The 12,183-nt window shown below is 71.6% G+C and carries 15 protein-coding genes; 8 read left to right on the top strand and 7 right to left on the bottom strand.

The annotated features are described in order from the left end of the window. The 5 genes from ACWD01_RS10415 to ACWD01_RS10395 all read right to left on the bottom strand — a co-directional run bounded on the left by ACWD01_RS10415 (position 1) and on the right by ACWD01_RS10395 (position 5,282). Entirely contained in the window at positions 1-819 is an 819-nt protein-coding gene (locus tag ACWD01_RS10415) for an MlaE family ABC transporter permease (protein WP_356897533.1), read from the bottom strand. A 4-nt stretch (positions 820-823) separates the two neighbouring features. Then, positions 824-1,594 (bottom strand): MlaE family ABC transporter permease, encoded by a 771-nt coding sequence (locus ACWD01_RS10410; RefSeq protein ID WP_451160132.1) that lies wholly within the window; start codon positions 1,592-1,594, stop codon positions 824-826. After that, complete coding sequence (locus ACWD01_RS10405; protein WP_451160130.1) at positions 1,591-2,535, bottom strand: ABC transporter ATP-binding protein; 945 nt, start codon at positions 2,533-2,535, stop codon at positions 1,591-1,593. Before ACWD01_RS10405 ends, ACWD01_RS10410 begins: the two co-directional genes overlap by 4 nt. A 577-nt stretch (positions 2,536-3,112) precedes the next feature. Continuing rightward, on the bottom strand, positions 3,113-4,135 hold the full coding sequence (locus tag ACWD01_RS10400) for an RNA polymerase sigma factor (RefSeq protein WP_451160128.1): 1,023 nt from the start codon (positions 4,133-4,135) through the stop codon (positions 3,113-3,115). Positions 4,136-4,193: 58 nt separating this feature from the next. Further along, complete coding sequence (locus ACWD01_RS10395) at positions 4,194-5,282, bottom strand: lytic transglycosylase domain-containing protein (protein WP_451160126.1); 1,089 nt, start codon at positions 5,280-5,282, stop codon at positions 4,194-4,196. Positions 5,283-5,462: 180 nt separating this feature from the next. Between ACWD01_RS10395 and ACWD01_RS10390 the strand changes: the two genes are divergently transcribed. After that, the gene (locus ACWD01_RS10390) at positions 5,463-5,711 is read left to right on the top strand and encodes a hypothetical protein (RefSeq protein WP_451160294.1); all 249 of its coding nucleotides are present in this window, start codon (positions 5,463-5,465) and stop codon (positions 5,709-5,711) included. Next, entirely contained in the window at positions 5,708-6,082 is a 375-nt protein-coding gene (locus ACWD01_RS10385; protein ID WP_451160124.1) for a helix-turn-helix domain-containing protein, read from the top strand. Before ACWD01_RS10390 ends, ACWD01_RS10385 begins: the two co-directional genes overlap by 4 nt. An 89-nt stretch (positions 6,083-6,171) precedes the next feature. Here ACWD01_RS10385 and ACWD01_RS10380 read toward each other — a convergent pair whose 3' ends face one another. Both ACWD01_RS10380 and ACWD01_RS10375 read right to left on the bottom strand, forming a co-directional pair. After that, a complete protein-coding gene (locus ACWD01_RS10380; protein ID WP_451160122.1) occupies positions 6,172-6,306 on the bottom strand; it encodes a hypothetical protein in 135 nt (44 codons plus the stop codon). A 28-nt stretch (positions 6,307-6,334) separates the two neighbouring features. After that, positions 6,335-6,505 carry a hypothetical protein gene (locus ACWD01_RS10375; protein ID WP_451160120.1) on the bottom strand — a complete coding sequence of 57 codons (171 nt, stop codon included), beginning with the start codon at positions 6,503-6,505 and terminating at the stop codon, positions 6,335-6,337. Between the two features lie 426 nt (positions 6,506-6,931). On the opposite strand from ACWD01_RS10375, the gene uraD reads away from it, so the two are divergent. From uraD to ACWD01_RS10345, 6 genes are all read left to right on the top strand, one after another. Continuing rightward, entirely contained in the window at positions 6,932-7,447 is a 516-nt protein-coding gene (gene uraD / locus ACWD01_RS10370; RefSeq protein WP_451160118.1) for a 2-oxo-4-hydroxy-4-carboxy-5-ureidoimidazoline decarboxylase, read from the top strand. Then, positions 7,444-7,857, top strand: a complete 414-nt coding sequence (uraH, locus tag ACWD01_RS10365; RefSeq protein WP_451160116.1) for a hydroxyisourate hydrolase — start codon at positions 7,444-7,446, stop codon at positions 7,855-7,857. The genes uraD and uraH overlap by 4 nt, the downstream gene beginning before the upstream one ends. A gap of 5 nt (positions 7,858-7,862) precedes the next feature. Beyond that, on the top strand, positions 7,863-8,786 hold the full coding sequence (pucL, locus tag ACWD01_RS10360; RefSeq protein ID WP_451160114.1) for a factor-independent urate hydroxylase: 924 nt from the start codon (positions 7,863-7,865) through the stop codon (positions 8,784-8,786). A 66-nt stretch (positions 8,787-8,852) separates the two neighbouring features. Then, complete coding sequence (locus ACWD01_RS10355) at positions 8,853-9,050, top strand: hypothetical protein (protein WP_451160112.1); 198 nt, start codon at positions 8,853-8,855, stop codon at positions 9,048-9,050. Positions 9,051-9,095: 45 nt separating this feature from the next. Beyond that, on the top strand, positions 9,096-10,496 hold the full coding sequence (locus ACWD01_RS10350; protein WP_451160110.1) for an 8-oxoguanine deaminase: 1,401 nt from the start codon (positions 9,096-9,098) through the stop codon (positions 10,494-10,496). 228 nt (positions 10,497-10,724) lie between these two features. Then, entirely contained in the window at positions 10,725-12,176 is a 1,452-nt protein-coding gene (locus ACWD01_RS10345; RefSeq protein WP_451160108.1) for a nucleobase:cation symporter-2 family protein, read from the top strand. The last annotated feature ends 7 nt before the right edge of the window (positions 12,177-12,183 follow it).

Below are 12,183 nucleotides of genomic sequence, written 5' to 3'. Positions count from 1 at the left end.
TTACCCCGCTATCCGTACGGTCGTGTTGGCGCCCCAGATCGCCAGGCTGAGGAAGAAGTCGAGGATGTTGATCGCCACGATCGAGGTGCGCACGGCGCGGCCCACGGCGACACCGACACCGGCCGGGCCGCCGCTCGCGTAGTAGCCGTAGTAGCAGTGCACCAGGATGATCACGACGGCGAAGACGATCACCTTGCCGAAGGACCAGAAGACGTCCACGGGTGGCAGATACTGCTGGAAGTAGTGGTCGTAGGTGCCGGCCGACTGTCCGTAGTAGCCCGTGGTGATCGTGCGCGCCGCGAAGTACGAGGACAGCAGCCCCACCACGTACAGCGGGATCACGGCGACGAACCCGGCGATCATCCGCGTCGTCACCAGGAACGGCAGCGACGGGACGCCCATCACCTCCAGCGCGTCGGTCTCCTCGCTGATCCGCATCGCCCCGAGCTGCGCGGTGAACCCGGCGCCGACCGTCGCGGACAGCGCGAGCCCCGCCACCAGCGGCGCGATCTCACGGGTGTTGAAGTACGCCGACAGGAACGCCACGAAGTTCGACGTGCCGAGCTGGTTGAGCGCCGCGTACCCCTGCAGACCGACCTCGGTGCCGGTGAAGAACGACAGGAACGCGATCACCCCGACGGTGCCGCCGACGACGGCCAGCGCGCCCCGGCCGAAACTCACCTCGGCCAGCAGCCGCAGCGTCTCCTTCTTGTAGCGGCGCAGCGTACGGCCGGTCCAGGCCAGCGAACGGCCGTAGAAGACCAGCTGCCTGCCCAGCTCCTCCAGTTGCGGAGGCAGCAGGCGGTTCATCAGCGGCATGCGCTCAGCCCCTCTGCGGAACGATCTGGAAGTACACGGCGGTCATCACGAAGTTCGTCACGAACAGCAACATGAAGGTGATGACCACCGACTGGTTCACCGCGTCGCCGACCCCCTTCGGACCGCCCTTCGCGGTCAGCCCCTTGTACGAGGCGACGATCGCGGCGATCCCGCCGAACACCAGGGCCTTCAGCTCCGCCGCCCACAGGTCGGAGAGCTGGGCGAGCGTGGTGAACGAGGCGAGATAGGCGCCGGGGGTGCCGTTCTGCAGCACCACGTTGAAGAAGTAGCCGCCCGCCACGCCGACGACCGAGACCAGGCCGTTGAGCAGCACCGCCACCAGCATCGTGGCCAGCACCCGCGGCACGACGAGCCGGTGGATCGGGTCGATGCCCAGCACCTGCATCGCGTCGATCTCCTCACGGATCTTGCGCGCGCCGAGATCCGCGCAGATCGCCGTACCGCCCGCCCCCGCGATCAGCAGCGCCGTCACGATCGGCGACGCCTCCCGCAGCACCGCGAGCACCGACGCCGCACCCGAGAACGACTGCGCGCCCAACTGCCGGGTGAGACTGCCGATCTGCAACGCGATCACCGCTCCGAACGGGATCGACACCAGCGCCGTCGGCAGGATCGTCACACTCGCCACGAACCACGCCTGCTGGATGAACTCCCGCAGCTGGAACGGCCGCTTGGGGATGGTGCGCAGCACGTCCAGCGCCATGGCGAACAGGCTGCCCGAGTGCCGCAGTGCCCCGGTCGGTGACAGGCTCATGCGCCGGCCACCTTTCCGCGTACCCGCCGCAGCCGCTCACGGTCGGCGATCGCCTCCCAGCGGGGCGGCCGTTCGACGCCCTTGGTCGGCAGCAGCCGCGGCGTCAGCTCGGTCACGGCCGGAGCCGCCTCCTCGCCCGGCCCGAGCTGCTCCAGCTCCTGCTCGATCTGCGCGGCGTCCTTCTCCTCCGCCATCCCGATCGGCCCCTGCATCCGCCCGTTCAGGAACTGCCGCACCACCGGCTCCTCGCTGGTCAGCAGCTGCTCACGCGGCCCGAACATCACCAGCTCCCGCCGGAACAGCAGCCCGATGTTGTCCGGCACCTGCCGGGCGGAGGCGATGTCGTGTGTGACGATCAGGAACGTGGCGTCGATCTGCGCGTTGAGATCGACGATCAGCTGGTTCAGATACGCCACCCGGACCGGGTCGAGCCCGGAGTCCGGCTCATCGAACAGGATGATCTCCGGGTCGAGCACCAGCGCGCGGGCGAGCCCGGCGCGCTTGCGCATACCGCCGGATATCTCACCGGGCAGCTTGTCCTCCGCGCCGATGAGCCCCACCATGTCCATCTTCTCGAGCACGATCCGCCGGACCTCGCTCTCCGGCTTGCGGGTGTGCTCGCGCAGCGGAAACGCGATGTTGTCGTACAGGTTCATCGACCCGAACAGCGCGCCGTCCTGGAACAGCACGCCGAAGAGTTTCCGCACGTCGTAGAGCTCGTGCTCGCGCAGGCTGGTGATGTCCTGCCCCGCGATCCGTATCGACCCGCGCTCGGGCCGCAGCAGCCCCACGAGCGTCTTCAGGAACACGGACTTCCCGGTGCCGGAGGGCCCGAGCATGACGGACACCTCGCCCGCGGGCAGGGTCAGGGACACGTCCTGCCAGATGACCTGGTGCCCGAAGGACTTGGTGAGCCCTTCCACACAGATCTCGACACCCATCCGGTACACCCTTCGTCCGTGGTCCGTGGAGCGGTCCGACATCTGCTCTACGGGGAGGGGCGGGGGGTCCGTCGCGACGGAACGAAGTTTTTTTGCGGGGAGGTTTCGGGGATGGGTCACGCCTGCGGCGGGCTGTTCCCCACCCCGCCCCTTCTCCGTAACCGGGCTCCGCCCGGACCCGCGCCTCAAACGCCGGCGGGGCTGGGGTTGCGAGCCGGCGGGGCTTGGGTGGCAACCGGTCTTGTCGGGGCTCCGCCCCGAACCCCGCGCCTCAAACGCCGGCGAGGCTGAAGTTGCCCGAGCCGGCGGAGCCGGATGTGCCCGGCTCGGGCTCGTTGCCGCGCAGCGGCATTTCCAGCCCGGCCTGGGGGTCCCTCCCACGGCCGCCAGGCCGTAGGGGGAGATTGAGGCCACCGCGCGGAGCGCGGTACCGGGCCCGGGCGGAGCCCGGCCCGCCCACCTGGCGGCACGGGGCCCAGGGCGGAGGCCCCCCACCTGCCGCCCGGAGGGCGGTAGCGGGTCCGGGCGGAGCCCGGTTTCGGGAAGGGGCGGGTAGGGGACAACCCCCCGCCGCGCGCTACGGCAGCGCCGGCGCCCCCGTAGCCGACGGCAGCGCATCCGGCAGCACCCCGGACGGCGTCGGAACCGCCACGGACGGAACGGACGGAACCGACGGCACCGGCAGCGACGGCGTCGGCAACGCGGGCACCAAGTCCTCCGTCACCTCGCCCACCGGCGTGGACAGCGGCAGCGCCGGCAGCGACGGCAGCGGCAGACCGCGCCGGCCGGCCGGCCGGTGGGCGCTCGGCCCCTCGTCCGGGGCGGCGGGCGCCGCGGACGGAGCGGCCACGCCCGACGACGGCCCACGGCCCGGCGCCGGCGCGGGCGGCGACTCGCCCGCGTCCGTGACGGCCGGCGACGGCCGCGTCGTCGGCCCCTCGCCGTCGTGCGCGTACGGCAGGACGAAGCCGGCCACCACCAGTGTCGCCGCCGTCGACGCGAGCGCGACGGCCTGCGCGTTGCCGCCGCCGCCCGGCCGGCCACGGCCGCAGAGCCACAGCGCGAGCCCCAGCGTGGCGGCGAGCGAGTTGCGCAGTGTGCGGCGGGCGCGGGCGAGCAGGGACTCGACGGTGCGGTAGCTCAGGCCCATCTTCGAGGCGACCTGCCCGACGTCCAGGTCCTCGGACTTCAGCCACAGGGCCTCCGCCTGCCGGGCGGGCAGCTCCGAGCTGCGCACGGCGAGCCACCGCGCCTCCGCCCGGTCGCAGACGGCCTCGTCCACGGGGACCGGCCCCGGGGGATGCAGCCGGGGGCTGGTGCGGACCTGGGCCTCCCGGTTGACCTGGCGGTGGCGGTCCACGCACAGCCGCATCGTCACGGTCGTCAGCCACGCGCCGAGCCGGTCGTCGTCGAGGTGGGGGTGCTCCGCGGCGCGCAGCATCGCCTCGTGCACGGCGTCCTCGGCGTCCTCGGGGGTCATCGAGCGGCGGCGGGCCACCTTGAGCAGGTCCTCCCGGTGGCTCCAGGCACGCTGCCAGCGTTCCTGGGACTCCTGCCCCGGCCGCCCACCGGGCTGGGCAGGCTGCATCTCCGTAGCCATGAGGGCCCCCTCGCTCGCGCACCCGCCGGCTGACGTCCCTGTCCGGCGGGTGGCGACATTACCGCCCGGTATCCGGGCTTGTGGAGGGGGCTGCGGCCATCGAGTCCGTTCCGTTGCTGGTCAGTCCGCCGGAGCCGGGCAATTCCACGTCCGGGAGCGGCACGGAGGGCACGGAGGGCAGCCCCGCCTCCGCCGGCCCCGGCTCGTCGGCCGGCGCACCGGTCGGCCGGGCCGACGCGGACGGAGAGGCGGCCGGTGACGGGTCCGGGGAGGCCGGGGGAGCGGGCCGGGGCCTCGCCGTACGCGCGGGCCGTGGCTCGGGCGCGGCCGTCGCGGCGGGCGCGGCCGTGGGCGTCCGTGCGTACGAACCGCCCTGGTCGGGGACCACCCGGTGCCCGCCGAGGTAGTACGCGTACCAGGCCAGTACGGTCCGCAGATACGCGGTGGAGTGGTTGTAGCCGAGGACTGCCCGCTCCAGGTCGCCCGGCTCCGCCAGGTTCCGCCCGCCCGCGCACAGGTAGCGTCCGGCGGCGAGCGCCGCGTCGAAGACGTTCTGCGGGTCGGACCGGCCGTCGCCGTTGCCGTCCGCGCCCCAGGCCGCCCAGGTGCCGGGGATGAACTGCATCGGCCCGACGGCCCGGTCGTAGCCGGTGTCCCCGTCGTACGCCCCGCCGTCGCTGTCCCGTATGAGCGCGAAACCGTTGCCGTCGAGCCGTGGGCCGAGTATCGGCGGGCGGGCGGTGCCGTCGGCGGTGACCCGGCCGCCGCGGGCCTGCCCGGACTCGACCTGCCCGATCGCGGCGAGCAGCTCGCGGCGCAGACCGCAGCCGGGAACGCCGTCCGCGAGTGCCGTCTCGGCCGCCCGGTACGCGGCGAACACGGTCGCCGGGATCGTCCCGGCCACCGCCCCCGCCGCCGCGCCGGGCGCCGCCTCGACCACCCCGGCGGTCACGCCGGGCGACGTCCGCAGCGGCGGGAGTTCGGTGCGGTACGGGCTGTCGCCGGAGACGCTGGGCCCCGGCGGCAGCGGGGGCCGCTGCCCTGCCGTGGCGACGGTGGCCCCCGGCCCCTGCGAGGCGGTGAGCGCCGCCATGGCCGCGGTGACGACCGCGGTCGTCCTGACCCCTCTGCGCGTACGTCCTGTCATGATGCAGTCCCCTCCCTGTGCCGCCGGCCCCGACGGAACGGGGGACCGGCGCGGCGTCCGTCGTCTGCTCTACGCGGCACCACCGCGGATCCGTCGCGGCGTGGCGTGCGTCTTTCGTCCGGGCCGGCGGCACAGGGCGCGGGCCGGGGCCGGGGGGACAGGACCTAACGTGGAGGCATGGTGCGTCTGAGAGTGGAGTTCACGACCGAGCCGTTCGATCTGGACGAGCCGCCGCCGCACGCCGTGGCGGTGCGCGAGGTCGTGCAGGCGGCGGAGCTGGACGCGGTGGACGTCGGTCCGTTCGGCAACACGGCCGAGGGCGGCGCCGAGCAGGTGCTCGGCACGGTGGACGCGCTGCTGCGCAAGGCGTTGGAGAACGGCGCGACCCGGGTCTCCCTGCAGGTCAACGTGGTGGAGGGCGAGGGATGACCGCCCTGGACCACGCCCTCGCGCAGGCCGTGAAACCGCTGGTCGACGCCATGGGCGGGGTGCTGCTCGAGCCCGGTGAGGCCGCGGCGGACGACGTCATACTGAGCTGGGAGGGCGAGGAGGTCCTCGCCGTACGTCTCCCGCAGCTCGCGGACTCCCTGGACCACATCCTGGCGGCACTGGAGCGGCAGCACGGCAGGCCGCTGGCGGAGCTCGACCGCCGGACCAAGCAGTCGATCGTCAGGACGCTGGAGTCGCGGGGCGCGTTCTCCGTGCGGCACGGCGTGGAGACGGTGGCGGGCGCGCTCGGCGTCAGCCGCTTCACCGTCTACAACTACCTGAACCGTGAGAAGAGCCCGTCGGAGGGCTGACGTCCGGGACGGTCCCGCTCAGTGGCAGCACAAGGAGCCGGCCCCGACGGTTGTCGGGGCCGGCGCCTTGTGTGTGCCCGACCGGCGTGTCAGGGAGCGCCGGGCGCGGCCGCGTCGGCGGCGGGCAGACCGCTCGTCGCGGACAGGTCCCCCGCGGCCGGGATGTCGGCCAGGCCGGGCAGGCCGCCGAGGCCGGGAAGCACACCGGCCGCCGGAGACTGCACGGCGGGCAGCTCCCCGGTCGCCGGCAGCTCACCCGTCGCCGGCAGGTTCGTCGTTGGGCAGCTCGCCCGCGGCGGGAAGGCCGCCGGCGATGTCGTCGAGCATGGCGTGGACCGAGCCGAGGGTGCCGTCGACCTTGCCGAGGAGGCTTGCCAGCAGGTTGTCGAGGGCGGTGTCGAGGCCGCCGAGCGGGTCGTCCACCGCGGCGGAGGCGGCTTGCGCGGTGGCGGCGGGGCCGCGGCCTGCGCGGGGGCGGCGAGGGCGACGACGCCCAGGCCGAGGAGGGCGCTTGCCGCCGTACAGGCGGTGCAGCGGCGAACACTTTTCATCTGATGCTCCTGCAAATCCGACATCGTTGTCGGGGGTACGGGGAACCGTAGGCGACGCTCCCGTCGAATACGGACGTTTCCGAAGCTGAGCGCTGCCGTGCGGCGCGGCCCGGTGTGCTGCTGCAACGGTGGCGACGGCTCGACCGGGCCCGCGGCGCGGCCGGCGCGGCCTCGTCTCCCCGCCGTCAGTATTTGTAACCCCAAGTTTTCAACAAAGTGTTGACGTCGCGTTGCCGGAGGGCGTTAGCTATCCGCAGCCCGTCCGACGCACCGCGATGAACAAGCCACGGAGGCTCCCGTGACTTCACTTCCGAACCCGGGTCTCGCCCGGTTCAACGCCTCCGAGGACAGTGCGGCCCTGGCCGCCCTGCACGAGGTTTGTGCCAGTTCGGCATGGGGGAGCAAACTGCTCGCCCAGCGACCGTACGCCGACACCGAGGCCCTCTTCCGGGCCAGCGACGCCGCCACGGCGGAGCTGACCGCGGAGGATCTGGCCGAGGCGATGGCCGGTCACCCGCCGATCGGCCGGCCGAAGCCCGGAGACCCGACCTCCTCCCGCGAACAGAGCGGGATGGCCGGCGCCTCCGAAGCGCTGAAGGCCGAAATGCTCGAGCTGAACCTTGCCTACCAGGACAAGTTCGGCCATGTCTTCCTGATCTGCGCCACCGGCCGCACCGGGGAGCAGATGCGGGACGCCCTCCGCGAGCGGATCGACAACTCGCCCGACCGGGAGCGGGAGATCGTCCGCACCGAACTGGGCAAGATCAACCGCATCCGTCTGACCCGTCTCGTAGAGCAGGAGATGACCGCATGAGCACGGCAACCACCGCCTCGGTGTCCACGCACATCCTGGACACCAGCGCCGGCCGCCCCGCGGAGGGCGTCGCCGTCTCGCTGTCGGCCCGCAGCGGCCACGAGGCGCCGTGGGCGCCGCTCGGCGGCTCCGCCACCGACGCGGACGGGCGGTGCAAGGACCTCCCGGCACTGCCGGAAGGCACGACACACGTACGTCTCGACTTCGAGACCGAGGCGTACTTCACGCGTTCAATCACCACAGTGAAGCAAGCCGATGCGCAGCAGGACGCCCCCGCGAATCGGGACAGCGGTGCATCCGGTGTGTTCTTCCCGGAGGTGGCGATCACCTTCGCCGTCGTGCCGGGCGAGCACTACCACGTACCGCTGCTGCTCAACCCGTTCGGCTACTCCGTTTACCGAGGGAGCTAGCAGACATGCCCACGATTCTCGGCCAGAACCAGTACGGCAAAGCAGAGAACCGAGTCGTCAAGATCACGCGGGACGGCGACACCCACCACATCAAGGACCTGAACGTCTCCGTCGCCCTCTCCGGCGACATGGACGACGTGCACTACTCCGGCTCCAACGCCAACGTCCTGCCGACCGACACCACCAAGAACACGGTGTACGCGTTCGCCAAGGAGTACGGCATCGAGTCCGCCGAGCAGTTCGGCATCCACCTCGCCCGCCACTTCGTGACGAGCCAGGAGCCGATCCACCGGGCGCGCATCCGCATCGAGGAGTACGCCTGGGAGCGCATCGCGACCTCCGACGGCAACTCGAAGTTCATCGGAGCCGACGAGGTCAAGCACTCCTTCGTCCGCAAGGGCCAGGAGACCCGCACCACCCAGATCACCTACGACGGTGAGCAGTGGGAGGTCGTCTCCGGTCTGAAGGACCTGACCGTGATGAACTCGACCAACTCCGAGTTCTGGGGCTACGTCAAGGACCGGTACACGACCCTCAAAGAGGCGTACGACCGCATCCTGGCCACCCAGGTCGCCGCCCAGTGGCGCTACAACTGGACCTCGGACGAGGACCGGATGCCGAACTGGGAGAAGTCCTACGACCAGGCCAGGAAGCACATGCTCCAGGCCTTCGCGGAGACGTACTCCCTGTCGCTGCAGCAGACCCTCTACCAGATGGGTTCGCGCATCATCAACAGCCGGAGCGAGATCGACGAGATCCGTTTCTCGCTGCCGAACAAGCACCACTTCCTGGTGGACCTGGAGCCGTTCGGACTCAAGAACGACAACGAGGTCTACTTCGCCGCCGACCGCCCGTACGGCCTGATCGAGGCCACCGTGCTGCGGGACGGCGTCGAGCCGAGGATCCCGGTCGACATGACCAACCTCTGACGCGGGACCGGCCGCCCCCGCCCGCCCGCAGCAGGGTGGGGGGCCGGCCGGAACAGGAGGACTCGCATGGCACGACGGCTCGCACCCGGCGGCGCGGACACCGCGCCCGCCGCGCCCGGCCCCGACGCGAGTCCTCCCGCCCGGGCACGGACTTCGCCGGGCCCCGGAATCAGCGCCACAGCGCCCTCAGCGGTGCCGCCCGACCTGTTCTTCCACCCCCTCGGCACCCGCAGCCGCCCGGCCGCGGCACTCAAATCCTCCTAGGGTCCTGCCGTGCCCACATCGCCGCTCACAGAAGAAGGAAGCACCATGGCACCTCCGGCAGCTCACGACGGCGCTCCCGAGCGCATCGTCATCGAGAACTGTGCGATCGCCACCGTCGACGCCGACGACACCGAATACGCCTCCGGGCACGTCGTCGTCGCCGGCAACAGGATCGAGTCCGTCGGCGCGGGCAGGGCGCCGGACGGCCTGGAGGGCGTCGTACGCCGCGTCGACGGCACCGGCCACCTCGTCACCCCCGGCCTGGTCAACACCCACCACCACTTCTACCAGTGGATCACCCGCGGGCTCGCGACCGACCACAACCTCTTCAACTGGCTGGTGGCGCTCTACCCGACCTGGGCGCGCATCGACGAACCGATGGTCCGTGCCGCAGCGCAGGGCTCGCTCGCGATGATGGCCCGCGGCGGTGTCACCACCGCCATGGACCACCACTACGTCTTCCCGCGCGGCTCCGGCGACCTGTCCGGCGCGATCATCGGCGCCGCCCGCGAGACGGGCGTCCGGTTCACCCTCGCCCGCGGCTCCATGGACCGCGGCACGTCGGACGGCGGACTGCCGCCGGACTTCGCCGTCGAGTCCCTCGAAGGCGCGCTGGCCGGCACCGAGGCGACGATCGACGAGCACCACGACGCCTCCTTCGACGCCATGACCCAGATCGCGGTCGCGCCCTGCTCCCCGTTCTCCGTCAGCACCGAACTGATGCGCCAGGGCGCGGAACTGGCCCGGCGCAAGGGTGTACGGCTGCACACCCACGGCTCGGAGACCGTCGAGGAGGAGCAGTTCTGCAAGGAGCTCTTCGGGATGGGCCCGACCGACTACTTCGAGTCGACGGGCTGGCTCGGTTCCGACGTGTGGATGGCGCACTGCGTCCACATGAACGACTCCGACATCGCGGCCTTCGCCCGTACCGGCACCGGCGTGGCGCACTGCCCCTCCTCCAACGCGCGGCTGGCCGCCGGGATCGCCCGCGTACCCGACATGCTGAAGTCCGGCGTGCCGGTGGGCCTCGGCGTCGACGGCACCGCCTCCAACGAGTCCGGCGAGCTGCACACCGAGCTGCGCAACGCCCTGCTGATCAACCGGCTCGGCGCCCACCGCGAGGCGGCGCTGAACGCCCGTCAGGCGCTACGGCTCGGCACCTACGGCGGGGCGCAGGTCCTCGGCCGCGCCGACCAGATCGGATCCCTCGAGCCGGGCAAGCTCGCCGACCTGGTGCTGTGGAAGCTGGACACGCTCGCCCACTCCTCCATCGCCGACCCGGTGGTCGCCCTCGTCTTCGGCGCGGCGGCCCCGGTCTCACTCTCCCTCGTCGACGGCACCCCCGTCGTCGAGGCGGGCCACCTCACCACGGTGGACGAGGACGCCATCGCCCGCTCCACGCGGGACGAGGCGCAGCGCCTGGCGCGGATCGCCGCCCAGGGCTGACCCAAGGTAGTCCGGTCGAGGGGGACGGCCCTCGGCCGGCGGCCGTGAACCCGAGCGGGGTCCACGGCAGCCGTCGCCGGGAGGTGCGTGCGGAAGCACGTACGCACCTCCCGGTGGTGGTGACACGTGCCCACCCCGGCACACGGCACCACCCGCACCACCGGTTCGGGCGATCCGGTACGTGCATCTGCACCACCCGCACCACCTCCTTGACAGCACATGTCACCGATGACGTGTAACCCGACCGGAGGCACCGCCGTGGCCGCGCAATCACCGACCGCCGATGCACCTGAAGAAATCGACCGCAAGCACCCGGTCGACGAGACCCTTCCGCCCTTCAAGATGTTCACCAGCGGCCTCCAGCATGTGGCCGCCATGTACGCGGGTGTGGTGGCCCCGCCGATGATCGTGGGGCCCGCCGTCGGCCTCGACGCCAAGGACACCGCGTTCCTGATGGGCGCCAGCCTGTTCACCGCCGGTATAGCCACCCTGCTCCAGACGATCGGCTTCTGGCGCGTCGGCGCCCGGCTGCCGTTCGTCAACGGCGTCTCCTTCGCCGGCGTGACCCCGATGGTCGCCATCGGCAGGGACCGCGGCTACGACGGCATCGCCGTCATCTTCGGCGCCATCATCGTCGCCAGTGTGCTGGGGTTCATCCTCACCCCGTACTTCTCCAGACTGGTCCGCTTCTTCCCGCCCGTCGTCACCGGCACGGTCATCACCCTCATCGGTGTGTCGCTGCTGCCGGTCGCCTTCAACTGGTCCCAGGGCGGCAACTCCACCGCGGACGACTACGGATCCATGCAGAACATCGGCATGGCGGCCCTGACGCTCGTGATCGTGCTCGTGCTGCGCAAAGTGCTGCGCGGCTTCCTCCAGCAGATCGCCATCCTGCTCGGCCTCGTCATCGGCACGATCATCGCCATTCCGCTGGGCATGACCAGCATGGACGCGATGTCGGACGCCGGGATCGTCGGCTTCCCCACGCCGTTCCACTTCGGCGCGCCGCAGTTCGAGCTCGCCGCGATCATCTCGATGTGCATCGTGATGCTGGTCTGCATGACCGAGTCCACCGCCGACATGCTGGCGCTCGGCCGGATCGTCGACCGCCCGGCGGACGAGCGGGTCATCGAGGGCGGCCTGCGCGCCGACACCCTCGGCAGTGCCATCAGCCCGCTGTTCAACGGCTTCATGTGCAGCGCCTTCGCCCAGAACATCGGCCTGGTGGCGATGACGAAGGTGCGCAGCCGGTTCGTCGTCGCCGCGGGCGGCGGCATCCTGATCCTGCTCGGTCTGTTCCCGGTCGCGGCGTCCGTGATCGCGCTCGTACCGCTGCCGGTCCTCGGCGGCGCGGGCATCGTGCTGTTCGGCTCGGTCGCCGCGAGCGGCATCCAGACGCTGGCCACGGCCGCGCTGGAGAAGGGGGAGAACGCGCTGATCGTGGCCGCGGCCGTCGGTATCGGTCTGATCCCGATCGCGGCGCCGCAGTTCTACCACGCCTTCCCCGAGGACCTGCTCGTCGTCCTCGACTCGGGCATCTCCACCGGCTGCATCGTGGCGATCCTGCTGAACCTCGCCTTCAACCACTTCGGCGGGAAGGGCAGTGCGCACGAGGAGAAGCCGGCGGAGGGGACCGGGAACGGGTCCGCGGTCGCCGAGCCGGCTGCCGCCGTGCACTGAGCCCGCG

The sequence above is a fragment of the Streptomyces sp. NPDC002835 genome (assembly GCF_053591995.1).
This window is presented reverse-complemented; position numbering and strand designations above follow the sequence as displayed.